Source organism: Franzmannia pantelleriensis (genome assembly GCF_900102875.1).
Taxonomy (GTDB): domain Bacteria; phylum Pseudomonadota; class Gammaproteobacteria; order Pseudomonadales; family Halomonadaceae; genus Franzmannia; species Franzmannia pantelleriensis.
Window position 1 is genome coordinate 170603 of sequence record NZ_FNGH01000002.1, and the last position, 15616, is coordinate 186218.

The window sequence follows — 15616 nt, forward strand, 5'->3', positions numbered from 1 at the left end:
ACCTCCAACAGTCAATCAACCTCGGGATTGTGCAGGGCCTCGGCTGCGCCCAGCAAGCCGGTCCAGGGCGCGGTGACGACCCGCACCGGAATTTCGGCATTGTAGGCGTTCATGCGCCCCTTGTCGGCAAAGGCCTCGCCGAAGCGGCTACGCGGCACCCAGTCGATCAGGCGCGGCATGATGCCCCCGCACAGGTAGACGCCGCCTCGGGCGCCCAGGGTCAGGGCGGCATCGCCGCAGACGTCGCCGAGTACCTTGAGGAAGCGCTTGACGGTGTCCGTGGCCACGGCATCGCCCTGGTTGGCCGCTGCGGTGACCTCGGCAGGGGAGCTGTAGCGCGGCGTAGCGCCCTTCAGCGAGCAGTGAGCCGCATACAGGTCTGCCAGCCCCTGACCACATAAGATGCGTTCCACCGACACGCGCCCATAGCGATTGCGGAAATAGCGCAGCAGGTTCTGCTCGCGCTCATCGGTGGGGGCGAAGGTGACATGCCCGCCCTCAGCGGGCAGCGGGATCCAGGCCTGGCGACCGGGCACCAGGCCGGCCACCCCCAGGCCGGTGCCGGGACCGATCACCAGTCGAGCGGCGTGACTATCGGCGTGGCCGGGTTTGATGCTGACCAGTTCTCGATCATCGACGTGTGGTACGCCGAGGGCCTGGGCGGTGAAGTCGTTGAGGGTCTTGAACAGCGTCAGGTCGAGCGCTGCCTGCACCTCGGACTTGGCGACGTCCCAGTGGTTGTTGGTCATCTGGATGCGATCGCTGTGTACCGGACAGGCAAACGCCAGACACGCCTCGCGGGGCGCCTGCTCGCCGGCGTGCTCGACCCGCGCCAGGTAGTCGCGTACTGCCTCCACCAGCCCTGGGTAGTCGGCGCAGGGTAGGCTGAGGATATGCTGGGGCTCGAAAGCTCCCGGGGTGACCAGCGCGAAGCGGGCGTTGGTACCCCCAATATCACCGATCAGGGCCGGTCGCGACATGGTCAGGCATCCTCTTCGTGAATCTGCTCGACCTGACGCGCCAGGTCGTCGGCCTCGAAACCGCCGAATACCCCGGCCCCCTCCTCGGCGCGCATTGCCAAGTGGCGGAAGCCACCAAACAGCTCGCGGCCGAGGCCTACATGGTAGTGATCGAGATCGCCGATGCGACGTTCGCGGTTGGCCCATTCGCCGGCGGCGAGCTTGACCTCGAGGGTGCCGGCATCGGCATCGAGTCGCACGATGTCGCCGTCACGCAGTTTGGCCAGCGGGCCGCCATCGAGTGCTTCGGGGCTCATGTGGATGGCCGCGGGCACCTTGCCCGAGGCGCCGGACATGCGCCCGTCGGTGACCAGTGCCACCTTATAGCCGCGGTCCTGCAGCACGCCCAGGTAGGGGGTCAGCTTGTGCAGCTCCGGCATGCCGTTGGCCTTGGGGCCCTGGAAGCGCACCACGGCGATCACATCGCGGTCGAGCTCACCGGCCTCGAAGGCGCCCTTGAGATCGTTCTGGTCCTCGAAGATCTTGATCGGCGCTTCGACCACGCGATGCTCGGGCTTGACCGCGGAGATCTTGATCACGCCGCGACCCAGGTTACCGTCCAGCACGGTGAGCCCGCCGGTGGCGGCGAACGGCTTGGCCACCGAGGTCAGCACCTCGCTGTCGAGGCTCTGCTCGGGCCCTTCACGCCACACCAGCTTGCCATTCTCGAGGAACGGCTCCTGGGTGTAGGCGGTGAGGTCGGTACCGAACACCGTGGGGATATCGCTATGAATCAGGCCGGCATTGATCAGCTCGCGGAACAACAGGCTCATGCCGCCGGCGGCCTGGAAGTGATTGATATCGGCCTGGCCGTTGGGATAGACCTGCATCAGGCTTGGCGTGACGGCAGAGAGCTCGGTGAAGTCGTTCCAGTCGATGGTGATGCCTGCCGCGGCGGCCATCGCCACCAGGTGCAGGGTATGGTTGGTAGAGCCGCCGGAGGCCAGCAGGCCGACGATGGCATTGACGATGGCGCGCTCGTCGATCTGTTGATAGAAGGGACGATATTCGCCGCCGGGCTCGCTGTTGCGGATCGCCTGTTCGGTGGCGAAGCGGGTCAGCGCCTCGCGCATCTCGGTGCCGGGGTTGACGAAGGAGGTGCCCGGCAGGTGCAGCCCCATCATCTCCATCATCAACTGGTTGGAGTTGGCGGTACCGTAGAAGGTGCAGGTGCCGGGGCTATGGTAGGACTCGGACTCGGCCTCGAGCAGCGCGTCGCGGCCGACCTTGCCCTCGGCAAACAGCTGACGCACCCGCGCCTTCTCCTTGTTGGGCAGGCCGCTGGGCATGGGGCCGGCGGGCACGAACATCGCCGGCAGATGGCCGAAGCGCGCCGCGCCGATGAACAGCCCCGGCACGATCTTGTCACATACTCCGAGGTAGAGTGCCGCATCGAACATGTTGTGGGATAGCCCCACGGCGGTGGCCATGGCAATCACGTCGCGTGAGAACAGCGACAGCTCCATGCCTGGCTGGCCCTGGGTCACGCCGTCGCACATCGCCGGGACGCCGCCGGCGAACTGGGCGGTGGAGCCCATGGCGCGTGCTGCGGCTTTGATGGTCTCGGGAAAGGTTTCGAGTGGCTGGTGAGCCGAGAGCATGTCGTTATAGGCTGAGACGATGCCCAGGTTGGCGCTATTCATCAGCTTTAGCTGATCCTTGTCCTGGGCGCCGCAGGCGGCGAAGCCGTGGGCCAGGTTGCCGCAGGAGAGCTCGCCGCGGTGAACGCCTCGCCGGTGCTGATCGGCCATGCGCTGCTCGTAGAGGGCGCGGCGCTCGGCTGAGCGCTCACGAATTCGGGCGGTGACACGGCTGACCGTGGCATTGAGAGACGGCGCTGAAGGGGCCATGAGCAACCTCGCTAGACGGTGGGTGGTGGCAATGTTGGTAAATTTACCAAAAAAATGCCTTGAATGTCGTCATCCTTTGGGCCAAATTAGGTTTTAGACGTAGTATAGTTTCAAGAAGACGCTTTTACACTCGAACAGACAGCGGATAACAGCTGCTATCGACAGAACGCACGAGGATGCCGCCATGACGTTACGTATCGCCATCAACGGGTTCGGCCGGATCGGCCGCAACGTGGTCCGCGCGCTTTACGAGAACGGCTTCCGCCAGCAGGTCCAGGTGGTCGCCATCAATGACCTGGGCGACCCGTCGCTCAACGCGCATTTGCTCAAGCATGACACCGTTCACGGCCATTTTCCTTTCCCGGTCGACCATGACGAAGAGAGCTTGAGCATCGACGGCGACCGCATCCACATCCTTTCCGAGCGTGACCCGGCGCAGCTGCCGTGGCAGCGCCTCGGGGTCGATCTGGTGATGGAGTGCACCGGGCTGTTCACTAAACGTGATGCCGCCGCCAAGCACCTTGCTGCCGGCGCCGGCCAGGTGTTGATCTCGGCGCCGAGTCCCGATGCCGACGCCACCGTGGTGTTCGGTGTCAATGAGGACGTGCTGACCGCCGAGCACAAGGTTGTCTCCAACGCCTCCTGCACCACCAACTGCCTGGCGCCGGTGGCCAAGGCGCTCAACGATGCGGTGGGTATCGAGAACGGCCTGATGACCACGGTGCATGCCTACACCAACGATCAGAATCTTTCGGATGTTTACCACAGCGACCCCTACCGCGCGCGCAGTGCTACGCATTCGATGATCCCCACCAAGACCGGCGCCGCCGCCGCGGTGGGCCTGGTGCTGCCGGAACTGGCTGGCAAGTTCGACGGCCTGGCGGTGCGTGTGCCGGTGATCAACGTGTCGCTGGTCGATCTGGTGTTCAACGCCGGGCGCGACACCACCAAGGAAGAGATCAACCAGATCGTGGCCAAGGCCGCGGAGGGCTCCAAGGTGCTGGCGGTCAACGCTCAGCCGCTGGTCTCCATCGATTTCAACCACGACCCCAACTCCTCGACCTTCGACGCCAATCACACTCGCGTCAATGGTCGGCTGGTCAAGGTGATGGCCTGGTACGACAACGAATGGGGCTTCTCGAACCGTATGCTGGATACCGCGCTGGCCATGGCCGCAGCGCGCTGATCCACCCTGCGTAGCGATATCATGCCGGCGCGGCCGCATCGCGCACTCACGGCTCCGCTCGCACGGTTGCGCCGGCATGATGTCCTACTTCTGCTCGCCACAGGGGCGCCTTTGGGCGCCCCTGTGGCGTTTGTACAACGGCAGAGTATGCTGGGCGACAACGTCGCCACCGTGAGGAGCGCATGAGCCGTCTCGAATCTCCCCCTACTGCCTCGATGCTGCAGGTGCGCGAAGTGGCCTCGATGACCGCCGTGCCGCGGGCCGACTGGAACGCGCTGGTCGGTGACGACCACCCCTTTCTGCGCCATGAGTTTCTCGATGCGCTCGAGACCACGGGGGCGGTGGGCGAGTCCAGCGGCTGGGTGCCACGGCATTTGACCCTGTGGCAGGGCCCACGACTGGTGGGTGTTCTTCCGCACTACGACAAGTACCACTCGCGCGGCGAATACGTCTTCGACTGGGCCTGGGCCGATGCCTGGGAGCGGGCCGGCGGCGCCTACTACCCCAAGGGACTATCGGCGATTCCTTTCACGCCGGTGCCGGGGCCACGCATGGCGCTGTCCGCCGAGGTCGATGCGTTAGCAGCAGCGCGCGCCTTCGCGGCGGTGCTCGAGGCTCAGCCGCGCTCCAGCTGGCACCTGCTGTTCGCCGCGGCCAATCAGGTCGATGCCTGGCAGGCCGCCTGGCCGGCGCTGCTGACGCGCCACGGCGTGCAGTTTCAGTGGCAGGATCGTGGTTTCGGCGACTTCGACGGCTTTCTCGCCGCCATGACCACCAAGCGGCGCAAGGCGATCCGCCGTGAGCGCCGGCTGGTCGCCGAGCAGGGCGTGACGCTTCGACGCCTGGTGGGTCGAGAGATCGACGCCGCGGCGCTGGCGCACTTCTATCGCTGCTACTGCATCACCTACCTCGAGCGCGGCCAGCAGCCCTATCTGTCCCATGAGTTCTTCCAGCGCCTGCACGAGACATTGCCGGACACACTGGTGCTGATTCAGGCCAGGGTCGAGGGCAAGCCGGTGGCGGCAGCGCTTTGCCTGCAAGGCGCGAACACCCTGTATGGTCGCTACTGGGGTAGTGAGGTGGTCGCCGACTGTCTGCACTTCGAAGCCTGCTACTACCAGGGTATCGAGCATTGCCTCGAGCGCGGCCTGAGGCGCTTCGACCCCGGCACCCAGGGCGAACACAAGCTTAGCCGCGGCTTCGCGCCGGTGGCGCTGCGCTCGCTGCACCATATCGCCGACCCGCGGCTGCGCGATGCCGTGGCGCGCTTTTGCGACGATGAGCGACGCCACGTCGAGGCCTACCGACTGCATGCGGCTGCGTCGCTGCCGTTCAAGGCGCAGTAAAGACCTCCTCTTCGACCTGCCGTCAGCGTCCCTCGCTCAAATCATCTGAGCAATGCTAGCGGGTCGCGGTAGCGGCAGCGTTGGTGGCATAATGCCGGCCATCATTTACGCGACAGGATGTCTCCATGCTCAAGTGGCTCGCCATTGTGCTGATCGGCCTGATTGCGCTGCTGCAGTATCAGCTGTGGTTCGGCGACGGTGGCGTGGCGGAGCTGGCTGACATTCGCGCCCGCGCCGATGCGCTGGAGGAGCAGAACGTGCCGTTGCGCGCGCGTAACGCACGCCTCGCCGCCGAGGTCATCGACCTGCAGACCGGCCTCGACGCCATCGAGGAGCGCGGTCGCAGCGACATCGGTATGGTGCGTGCCGACGAGCAGTTCTACTGGGTGCCCGGCGTGGTGGCAGAGAGCGCTATCGTCGAACAGCGCGCCCTGCAGTCGGCCACTCAGGCAGGCGAGGAAGGCGCGCCATGAGCCGACTATGGCTGATCGTACCGGCCGCCGGAGTAGGGCGGCGCATGCAGTCCGAGTGCCCCAAACAGTATCTGCCGCTGGCCGGGCGCACGGTGCTGGCCCAGACCCTGGCGCGGCTGCATGCGGCCTTTCCAGCGGCCACGCTGTGCCTGTGCCTGGCCCGCGACGATGCTCGCTTCGACGCCTCGATGGTGCCCTTCGCCGACTGGCGGCGCATCGACGGTGGTGCCGAACGGGCCGATTCAGTGGTCGCGGCGCTGGCGGCAGTCGCCTCCGAGGCGGCCGATGACGACGCGGTGCTGGTGCACGATGCCGCCCGGCCCTGCGTGGCGACGGACGATCTCATTCGACTGCTGGCGGCAGTGAGGGAGGTGCCCGACGGGGCGCTGCTGGCCGCCCCGGTGGCCGATACCATGAAACGCGCCGCCGCCGACGGTCGGGTAGCCGGCACCGAGCTTCGCGACGGGCTATGGCATGCGCTGACGCCACAGGGCGCATGCTTTGGCCTGCTGCGGGAGGCCTATCGCACCGCCTTGGCTCAGGGCGTGGCGTTGACTGACGAGTCTTCAGCGCTGGAGACCATGGGCCGCGCACCGCGGCTGGTGGCGGGACGCCGCAACAACCTCAAGATCACCCAGCCCGACGACCTGGCGCTGGCCGAGCAGATCCTCGCCGCCCAGGTCTCGCGCAATCCGCCGTTGGCGGCGCAACACAAGGCAAGCACATGACCCTGCGTATCGGCCACGGCTTCGATGTTCACCGCTTCGGCGACGGCGACCACCTGATCATCGGCGGGGTGCGGATGCCTTTCGACCATGGCTTCGTCGCCCACTCCGATGGCGACGTATTGCTGCACGCAATCAGCGACGCGCTGCTCGGTGCCTGTGCGCTGGGCGATATCGGCCGCCATTTCCCGGATACCGATCCTGCCTTTGCCGGCGCCGACAGTCGCGATCTGCTGCGCCATGTCATGGGCCTGGTGCGCGAGGCCGGCTATCGGGTCGCTAACCTCGACGCCACGCTGATGGCCCAGGCACCAAAGATGGCCCCGCATGTGGCCAACATGGCCGCCAACATCGCCGCGGATCTCGGCATCGAGTCAGGGGCAGTCAACGTCAAGGCCACCACCACCGAGCGACTTGGCTTTACCGGTCGTGGTGAGGGCATTGCCGCCGAAGCAGTGGTGCTGTTGATGGCCGGCGCCGACCATGAGTGAGCCCTGGCCGCCGGTCTGGCCGCGGGTGCTGGAGGCCGAGTTCGGCTCCCCACCGCAGGGTGAGTACCGCGCCGTGCCGGAGGACTTTCGGGTCGAGGAGTGCCTCGACTTCGCCCCCGAAGGCGAAGGCGAGCACCTATGGCTGTGGGTCGAGAAACGCGATCTCAGCACCCTCGAGCTGGCGCGGCGGTTGGCGCGGGCCTGCGAGGTCACGCCGCGTGACATCGGCTATGCCGGCATGAAGGATCGCGTGGCGGTGACCCGCCAATGGCTGTCGGTGCACCTTCCTGGGCGCCAGGCCCCCGCCGACCTCGACGAGCGGCTGGCCGACACGCCGGTGACGCTGCTCGAGCAAGTGCGACATCCGCGCAAACTCAAGCGCGGCGTGCATCGTGCCAACCGCTTTACGCTGCGTCTCAGCGGTGCCGTGGTGGATGACCCACGGCTCGAGGCGCGCTGGCAGCGGCTGATCGACGCCGGCGTGCCCAACTACTTCGGCCCTCAGCGGTTCGGCCCTGAGGGGCGCAACCTGGCCAAGGCGCGGGCGATCCTCGCCAAGGGCTGGCGCAAGCGCGAGGACCGCGAGGGCATGCTGCTTTCCACCGCGCGTAGTTACCTGTTCAACCAGCTGCTGGCCCGGCGCATTGTTGCCGGTGACTGGGCCACGCCGCTGGACGGCGAGCTGCTGGTGCTCGACGGCACCGCCAGTCAGTTTGCCAGCGCGAGCGTAGACGCCGCGCTGCTCGAGCGCGCCGCGCGCCTCGACGTGCATCCCAGTGGGGTGTTATGGGGCAGCGGAGACGCGGCGACCAGCGCGGCGGCACTGGCCCACGAGCAGGCGGTGATCGCTGCCGAGCCTGCACTCGCCGAGGGTCTGGTGCGCGCCGGGGTGCGCATGGGGCGCCGTCCGCTGCGGGTGCGACTCGGCGAGCCTAGCCTGTCGCGGGAGGCGCAATCGCTGACGCTGGACTTTGCGTTGCCGCGGGGCGCTTTCGCCACCGCGGTGCTGCGTGAGCTGATCGACCATGCGAGCCTATGACCTTCGACCATCACCGCTAGCGGGAGAGCGCCATGCGCAAACTGTTACTGTCCAATGATGATGGCGTCCATGCGCCAGGCCTGCACGCCCTGTATCAGGCGCTGAGTCAGCATGCCCGGCTGCGGGTGGTAGCGCCGGATCGTGACAAGAGCGGGGCCAGCAATTCGCTGACCCTGACCCGGCCGCTGGCACTCACCGCCATGGATAATGGCTTCTACAGTGTCGACGGAACGCCTGCCGACTGTGTCTATCTCGGCGTCAACGGCGTCTGGGATGACAAGCCTGACCTGGTGGTGTCGGGGATCAATCACGGCGGCAATCTGGGCGACGATGTGCTCTACTCGGGCACCGTGGCGGCGGCCATGGAAGGGCGTAACCTGGGCATGACGGCGATCGCCATGTCGCTGGTTGGCACCCGCTTCTTCGAGACCGCCGGACGGGTCGCGGCTAGCCTGATCGGCGCTGCCGAACAGCTGTCGTTGCCGCCGCGCAGCCTGCTCAACGTCAATGTGCCGGATCTGCCGTGGGAAGAGATCCGCGGCTTCAAGGTCACCCGGCTGGGCTTTCGCGGGCCCGCGGCGCGGCCAATGAAGGTCGAGGATCCGCGCGGTCGTGAGCGCTACTGGATTGCGGCGGTGGGCGAGAATGCCGATGATGGACCGGATACCGATTTTGCCGCCGTCGAGGCGGGCTATGTGTCGATTACGCCGCTGCAGATCGATCTGACCCGGCATGCGGCACGTGAAGACGTTCAGGGTTGGTTGGATGCACTCACCTGATTTGGGACGAGACAGGCTGCTCGGGGTCGGCATGACCTCGCAGCGTACCCGCGACCGGCTGGTGGCGCGGCTGGCGGCGTCCGGCATCGACGATCTCGAGGTGCTCGAGGTGATCGGCCGTGAGCCGCGGCACCTTTTTCTCGATGAGGCGCTTGCCCACCGCGCCTATGAAGATACCGCGCTGCCCATCGGCAATGGCCAGACGCTGTCGCAGCCGTGGATCGTGGCACGCATGACCGAGCTAGTGGTGGCCGAGGCGCCGCAGCGGGTGCTGGAGATCGGCACCGGCTCCGGCTACCAGACGCTGATCCTGTCGCGGCTGGTGCCCCTGCTGTGGTCGGTGGAGCGTATTCATGCCCTGCACCGGCGTGCCGCCCAGCGGCTACGCTGGCTACACGCCGACAATGTGCGCCTGCGTCTCGCCGACGGCGGCCACGGCTGGCCCGAGGCGGCGCCCTACGACGCTATCCTATTGACTGCCTGCGCCAGCGAGCTGCCCGAGGCGCTGCTGGCCCAGTTGGCCGATGGCGGCACCCTTATCGCCCCCCTGGAAGCACCCGACGGTCGCCAATGGCTGACCCGGGTGCGCCGACGTGGGGCACGTTTTGAATATCAGCGGCTCGAAGGTGTGCGTTTCGTGCCGCTGCTGGAAGGAGTCATTCGTTGAAGCGTTATACCTCCGTGTTTCTCAAGGGCGCCGGCATGGGCGCGGCCGATGCGGTGCCCGGCGTGTCTGGCGGTACCATCGCCTTCGTCACCGGTATCTACGAGGAGCTGATTCACTCGATCAAGCAGTTTGGTCCCAGCGCCTTCGTTGCCTGGCGACGCGGCGGCCTGGCCATGCTCGCCACTCACCTCAACCTCGCCTTCGTGATCCCGCTGGTGCTGGGTATCGCCGCCAGCCTGATCAGCGTGGCGCATCTGGTGGTGTGGCTGATGGAGGAGCAGCCGGTGCTGCTGGATGCCTTCTTCTTCGGCCTAGTGGCGGCCTCGGCGTGGGTGGTGAGCCGTAGCCTGCCGGACTGGCGGCTGTGGCATGTCCTGCCGCTGGCGGTGGGGTTGCTGCTGGCCAAGGGGCTACCGGCACTGATGCCGCTGATCAATCTGCTCGGCGCCGACTACCTGATGCTGGTGGTCGGCGGCGCGATCGCCATCAGTGCCATGCTGCTGCCCGGTGTGTCGGGCAGCTTCCTGCTGCTGACCATGGGGCTCTATGGTCCGGTGATGGCCGGTATCCGGGGGTTCGATATGACCCTGATCCTGCAGTTCGGCGCCGGCTGCGCGCTAGGGCTGTTCTTCTTTTCGCGCCTGCTGTCGTGGTTGCTGAACGCCTATCACACCGCGACCCTGCAGCTGCTGATCGGCTTCATTCTGGGCTCGCTGCCGCTGCTGTGGCCCTGGCGCGAGCTGATCAGCTACCGGCTGGGGCCGGACGACCAGATGATTCCGCTGGACTACCGCTACCTGCTGCCCGGCGACTATGCCGTGCTCACCGGTGGTTCGGCACAATTGATTCCCGCGCTGGCCTTGATGCTGGCGGGTCTGTTATTGGTGTTGGCGATAAGCCGTGGGAACCAGGCCCCGGCGCGCCGGCATGAGGAGGAAGGTTCCGATGCGTAAGACTCTTGTGGTATCCGCCTTGGCCCTGGCGATCTCTGGTTGTGCGGCACAGCAGGGGGGAGACACTCAGCGCGTGCCGGTGCGCGATTTGACCATGAGTCGCGAGCAGTCACCGGTGAGTCAGTACACCGTGGAAGCCGGCGACACCCTCTACGGTATTGCCTGGCGTCATGATATGGACTTTCGCGAGCTGGCCCAGCTCAATGATATCGGCCCTCCCTATCGGCTGCAGCCGGGCCAGGAGCTACGCCTGTCCGAAGGCGCGCAACGGGCCTCCAGTGGCGATGGTGAGCGTCAGCGCGGCGTTCAGGTCAGCGGCGCTGTGGACGTCGACCAGCAGGATGGCGACCTGAGCTGGCTGGCGCCGGACGAGGAGACCATCGAGCGTAACCGGCGCCTCACCGCTCAGCCGCTGGAAGACTCCGGCACCAGCGCCGAGGCCCTCGAAGGCGCGACCCAGGCTGGTGCAGGCGAGGCGCCCAGCGACGCCCCCGGGCCGCTGTTCGACTACTCGAGCCCCGGCGCCGACGGCCGCCTGAGCGAGCGCGATCAGGCCGAGCGCGAGACGCTGGCACGTGAACGGGCCGAACGCGAGCAAGCTCAGGCCGAGCAGGAGCAGGCCGAACGCGATACCGCTGCCAGTGAAGCGGCCGTGGCGGCCAGCGAGGCTCAGCCCGAGCCCGACGCGGCGCCGCAGGTCAGTGACACACAGCCGTCATCGACCGTCGACGATACTGGGGATGGCGAGACCGGTACTGCGGTGGCGGGGCAGGCCGAGAGCGGGCCCAGCGAGCGCAGTCAGCGTAGCTACTCGCCGGTGGCTGAGGTGGACTGGCAGTGGCCGGCGGACGGCGAACTGACCGGCCGCTTCGGCGAAGGTGGCAGCATCACCGCCGGCATTGATATCAGCGGACAAAAGGGGCAACCTGTCAAGGCAGCCGGTCCCGGCATCGTGGTGTATGCGGGCAGCGGGGTACGCGGTTACGGCAACCTGATCCTCCTCAAGCACAACGACGAGTATCTAAGCGCCTATGCCCACAACGATTCGCTCAACGTGGCCGAGAACGACGTGGTCAACGCCGGTGAGGTGATTGCCAGCATGGGCGATACCGATGCAGACAGCGTCAAGCTGCACTTTGAGGTGCGCCGCAACGGCCAGCCTCAGGACCCCTTGGATTACTTGCCATCGCGCTAACGCTTGATGGCCCGCGGTACAACAACAACAGACAGCGGCGGCTCACGTTCGTGATGCCCGATGAGTCGCCGGCATGACCGGGCAGTGCACAACGGGGTAGTGATATGAGCATGATCGAACAGGATCTTCAGGACGTCGACAACGCCGAGATCGAGATCGTCGAAGACGTCATTGACGACGAGGACGTAAGCAGTGCCAAGGATGAGCAGGAGTTCGAAAAGGCCCTCAACCGCGAGGAAAACACCTATCACCACAGCCTCGATGCGACCCAGATCTATCTCAACGAGATCGGTTTCTCGCCGCTGCTGACCCCCGAAGAAGAGGTACATTACGGCCGCCTGGCCCAGGCCGGCGACCCCGCCGGACGCGCGCGGATGATCGAGTCCAACCTGCGTCTGGTGGTCAAGATTGCCCGCCGCTACCTCAACCGCGGCCTGTCGCTGCTCGATCTGATCGAGGAGGGCAACCTCGGCTTGATTCGCGCGGTAGAGAAGTTCGATCCCGAGCGCGGCTTCCGCTTCTCGACCTATGCCACCTGGTGGATTCGTCAGACCATCGAGCGGGCGCTGATGAATCAGACGCGCACCATTCGCCTGCCGATCCACGTGGTCAAGGAACTCAACATCTACCTGCGCGCCGCTCGCGAGCTGACCCAGAAGCTCGATCACGAGGCCACTGCCGAGGAGATCGCCGATTTTCTCGACAAGCCGGTGGCCACGGTCAAGAAAATGCTGGGGCTCAACGAGCGGGTCTCCTCGGTGGACTACCCGATGGGCGGCGAGAGCGACAAGCCGCTGATCGAGACCTTGACCGACGACAACGATCTGGGCCCCGAGTCGTCACTGGTCGATGTCGACGTCAAGCAGCACGTCGATGAGTGGCTGGCCGAGCTCACCGAGAAGCAGATGGAGGTGGTGGTGCGGCGCTTTGGGCTGCGCGGCCACGAGGCGGCGACGCTCGAGGAGGTCGGTGAGGAGATCGGCTTGACTCGCGAGCGGGTGCGCCAGATCCAGGTCGAGGCGCTCAAGAAGCTGCGTCGCATGCTCGAAAAGCAGGGCTTGTCGCTGGATGCCATCTTCGAGTGAGCTGGCGGCAGCACCGGCCATGGATATTGCGCGGGCGGCCCATGCCGCCCGCGTTGCTGAATGACCCTACGAGTACCGCCATGTCATCCAATCGTTCTTCGCTGTTTCCTCGCCGTCGCTGGCTGGTCCTGCTGATCGGCCTTGCCGCGGCCCCGGCGCATGCCACCGATCTGCTCAGCGTGGCCCGCGATGCGCTGGCCAACGACGCCGGGCTCGCCTCGGCGCGGGCCGAATTGCAACGCGTCGGCGCGGGCCGCGATGTGGAGCGCGGTGGCCTGCTGCCGCAGCTCACTGCCGGCTCCAGCTTGACCCACAACCGCACCTACTCAACTCAGGGCCGCGGCGCCCAGGTGGGAGATCCTGGCGGTGTCGGCGATGGCGTGGTGGTCGATGACGAACAGGATTTCAACTCCCTGAGCCTGAGTCTGGATGCCAGCCAGGCCCTCTACGATGCCAGCCGTTTCGCCCAGTTGGAGCGCGCCGAGCGACTCACCGACCAGCAGGCGCTGTCTCTCGAGGCCGCCGAGCAGCAGCTGCTGTTTGACGTTGCCAGTGCCTATTTCGAGATCCTGCGCGCCGCCGATATCCTCGAGGCGCGGCGCGCCCAGGAGACTGCCATCAGCCGCCAGCTCGAGCAGGCCGAGGAGCGCTTCGAAGTCGGCCTGACGGCAATCACCGATGTATTCGAGGCGCAGGCCTCGTTTGACCTGGCGCGTGCCCAGCGTATCGCCGCCGAGAATGCCCTGCAGATCAGCTTCGAGGCCCTCGAGCGACTCACCGACCAGCGCTATGCCAGCATTGACGGGCTCTCCGACGAGCTGCCGGTGGAACCGCCGGCGCCGGCCGAGCGCAATGCCTGGGTCGAGATGGCCATGCTCAACAGCCCGATGCTGATGATGGCTGAAGCCGGTATCGAGGTGGCCCGCAGCGACCTCGATATCGCCCGCGCCGGTCGCCTGCCGAGCCTCGAAGCGTTCGCCAGCTATCAGTATTCGGACACCGACCGTAGCGGTGTCTCAGGTTACAACTCCGACAGCCAGCTGGGCCTACGCGCCAGCGTGCCGCTCTATACCGGCGGCACCACCAGTGCCCAGATTCGCCAGAATACCTTCGGCCTGGAAGTTAGTCAGTACGACTTCGAGGCCCAGCGCCGCGACACCGTGCAGCAGGTACGTTCGCTGTACACTCAGGTCAGCAACGAGGTGGAGACCGTCGAGGCGCGGCGCCAGGCGATCGCCTCCAATCAGAGTGCACTGGATGCGACCCGTTCCGGCTATGAGGTGGGCACGCGCAATATCGTCGATGTGCTCAACGCCGAGCAGAACCTGTTCAATGCCATCGCCGATTACGCCGAGGCGCGCTATGACTACGTGCTGGGCCTGCTCGAGTTGCGCCAGCAGTCCGGAACCCTCGATGGCGAGGCGATCCAGGGCGTGAATCAGTGGCTGGACGCTAGCCAGGGGGTATCCCTCGATCTTCCCGACGAGGCGGGCGGCAATGACCCGGCAATGAACATTGGTACGCGGCCAACGCCACCCTCTTGACGTGATATTTGTTGCAATATTTCGAAGATCGAGATGATAACGCCATATTTTCATTAAATATGGCGTTTTTGTCCGTGTAATTGTCGAGAGAATGCCAAATAATCATGGCGTTAATTTGCATGCATGGGAGCCCCCGATGGCCCGTCCGCTGATCGCTGACATCGACCTCGACGCGCTGCGTCACAACTACTGCCTAGCGCGGGATCTGGCGCCGCATAGCAGGGCCATTGCAGTGCTCAAGGCCGATGCCTACGGCCACGGCCTGGTGCCCTGTGCCAGGGCGCTGGCGGGCGTGGCGCCGGCGCTGGCGGGCGTGGCGCCGGCGCTGGCGGTGGCCTGCATCGAGGAAGCCGAGACGCTGCGCGCGGCGGGCATCGAGACCCCGATCATGCTGCTCGAAGGGTTCTTCGAGCCAGCCGAGCTCGAGCGTATCGAGGCCCTCGAGCTGTGGACGGCGGTCCACACTGCCTGGCAGGTGGACGCGCTGCTCGCCTATCGCCCGGCACGCCCCCTGACGGTGTGGGTCAAGGTCGATTCGGGCATGCATCGGCTAGGGTTTCCCCCCGCGCAGCTGGCCGCCCAGTGGGCGCGTTTGGCGGCAGCCGGGGATCGGGTGCGCGACCTGCACCTGATGAGCCACTTCGCCACCGCCGACAGTCTGGATCCCGGCTACTTCCAGTGCCAGTTGGGGATGCTGAATGCGCTGGCCAGTGAGCTTGGGGCGCCGACCTGCCTGGCCAACTCGCCGGCCACGCTGGCCTGGCCCGAGGCCCACGGTGCCTGGAATCGCCCCGGGGTGATGCTCTACGGCAGCGATCCACTGGAGTCGGCCAACGAGGCCAGTCGCGGCCTGGCACCGGTGATGACGCTGCGCTCCGAGATCATTGCCCTACGCGATCTGGAGGCGGGCGAGCCAGTGGGTTATGGCGGCCGCTGGCGAGCCTCGCGTCCGTCGCGGATCGCGGTGGTCGCCTGTGGCTACGGGGATGGCTATGACCGGCATGCCGAAGATGGCACGCCGGTACTGGTCGACGGCCAGCGCTGCCGCATCGCCGGCAAGGTGTCGATGGATATGCTCACCGTGGATGTCACGGATATCCCCGAGGCGCGTATCGGCAGCGAGGTGGTGCTATGGGGGCAGGCAAGCAACGGCGCGCTGCTGTCGGTGGACGAGGTGGCGCGCCACTGCACCACGATCAGTTATACCCTGCTTACCGGGGTGCTGCCGAGGGTCCCGAGACGGTATCATGGCGGCTGATTTCAG

At 66.2% G+C, this 15616-nt stretch carries 15 protein-coding genes; 13 read left to right on the top strand and 2 right to left on the bottom strand.

Annotated elements, in window-relative coordinates; translation table 11 throughout:
* Positions 1 to 11: 11 nt before the first annotated feature.
* Positions 12 to 980 carry a glucokinase gene (gene glk, locus BLT16_RS02835; protein ID WP_089657016.1) on the bottom strand — a complete coding sequence of 323 codons (969 nt, stop codon included), beginning with the start codon at positions 978 to 980 and terminating at the stop codon, positions 12 to 14.
* A gap of 2 nt (positions 981 to 982) precedes the next feature.
* Positions 983 to 2869: a phosphogluconate dehydratase gene (edd, locus tag BLT16_RS02840; protein WP_089657017.1), complete on the bottom strand. Its 1887-nt coding sequence runs from the start codon at positions 2867 to 2869 to the stop codon at positions 983 to 985.
* Positions 2870 to 3053: 184 nt separating this feature from the next.
* Here edd and gap point away from each other — a divergent pair, with 184 nt between their 5' ends.
* The 13 genes from gap (at position 3054) to alr (ending at position 15610) form a co-directional block, all read left to right on the top strand.
* Entirely contained in the window at positions 3054 to 4055 is a 1002-nt protein-coding gene (gene gap, locus BLT16_RS02845) for a type I glyceraldehyde-3-phosphate dehydrogenase (protein WP_089657018.1), read from the top strand.
* Between the two features lie 182 nt (positions 4056 to 4237).
* Positions 4238 to 5401 carry a GNAT family N-acetyltransferase gene (locus tag BLT16_RS02850; RefSeq protein WP_089657019.1) on the top strand — a complete coding sequence of 388 codons (1164 nt, stop codon included), beginning with the start codon at positions 4238 to 4240 and terminating at the stop codon, positions 5399 to 5401.
* Between the two features lie 125 nt (positions 5402 to 5526).
* The gene (locus BLT16_RS02855) at positions 5527 to 5874 is read left to right on the top strand and encodes a septum formation initiator family protein (protein WP_089657020.1); all 348 of its coding nucleotides are present in this window, start codon (positions 5527 to 5529) and stop codon (positions 5872 to 5874) included.
* Positions 5871 to 6602 carry a 2-C-methyl-D-erythritol 4-phosphate cytidylyltransferase gene (ispD, locus tag BLT16_RS02860; protein ID WP_089657021.1) on the top strand — a complete coding sequence of 244 codons (732 nt, stop codon included), beginning with the start codon at positions 5871 to 5873 and terminating at the stop codon, positions 6600 to 6602. The genes BLT16_RS02855 and ispD overlap by 4 nt, the downstream gene beginning before the upstream one ends.
* Before the next feature lie 2 nt (positions 6603 to 6604).
* Positions 6605 to 7090, top strand: a complete 486-nt coding sequence (gene ispF / locus BLT16_RS02865) for a 2-C-methyl-D-erythritol 2,4-cyclodiphosphate synthase (protein ID WP_089657275.1) — start codon at positions 6605 to 6607, stop codon at positions 7088 to 7090.
* Entirely contained in the window at positions 7083 to 8129 is a 1047-nt protein-coding gene (gene truD / locus BLT16_RS02870; RefSeq protein ID WP_089657022.1) for a tRNA pseudouridine(13) synthase TruD, read from the top strand. Before ispF ends, truD begins: the two co-directional genes overlap by 8 nt.
* Before the next feature lie 32 nt (positions 8130 to 8161).
* Positions 8162 to 8908, top strand: coding sequence for a 5'/3'-nucleotidase SurE (gene surE, locus BLT16_RS02875; protein WP_089657023.1), 747 nt, complete (start codon positions 8162 to 8164; stop codon positions 8906 to 8908).
* Positions 8895 to 9575, top strand: coding sequence for a protein-L-isoaspartate(D-aspartate) O-methyltransferase (locus tag BLT16_RS02880; RefSeq protein WP_089657024.1), 681 nt, complete (start codon positions 8895 to 8897; stop codon positions 9573 to 9575). The genes surE and BLT16_RS02880 overlap by 14 nt, the downstream gene beginning before the upstream one ends.
* Positions 9572 to 10528 (top strand): DUF368 domain-containing protein, encoded by a 957-nt coding sequence (locus BLT16_RS02885; RefSeq protein ID WP_422717910.1) that lies wholly within the window; start codon positions 9572 to 9574, stop codon positions 10526 to 10528. Before BLT16_RS02880 ends, BLT16_RS02885 begins: the two co-directional genes overlap by 4 nt.
* Positions 10521 to 11723, top strand: a complete 1203-nt coding sequence (locus tag BLT16_RS02890; protein ID WP_089657025.1) for a peptidoglycan DD-metalloendopeptidase family protein — start codon at positions 10521 to 10523, stop codon at positions 11721 to 11723. Before BLT16_RS02885 ends, BLT16_RS02890 begins: the two co-directional genes overlap by 8 nt.
* A gap of 104 nt (positions 11724 to 11827) precedes the next feature.
* Positions 11828 to 12808 carry an RNA polymerase sigma factor RpoS gene (gene rpoS / locus BLT16_RS02895; protein ID WP_089657026.1) on the top strand — a complete coding sequence of 327 codons (981 nt, stop codon included), beginning with the start codon at positions 11828 to 11830 and terminating at the stop codon, positions 12806 to 12808.
* Positions 12809 to 12888: 80 nt separating this feature from the next.
* Positions 12889 to 14352: a TolC family outer membrane protein gene (locus BLT16_RS02900; RefSeq protein WP_089657027.1), complete on the top strand. Its 1464-nt coding sequence runs from the start codon at positions 12889 to 12891 to the stop codon at positions 14350 to 14352.
* 136 nt (positions 14353 to 14488) lie between these two features.
* Entirely contained in the window at positions 14489 to 15610 is a 1122-nt protein-coding gene (gene alr, locus BLT16_RS02905) for an alanine racemase (RefSeq protein WP_089657028.1), read from the top strand.
* Positions 15611 to 15616: the final 6 nt, after the last annotated feature.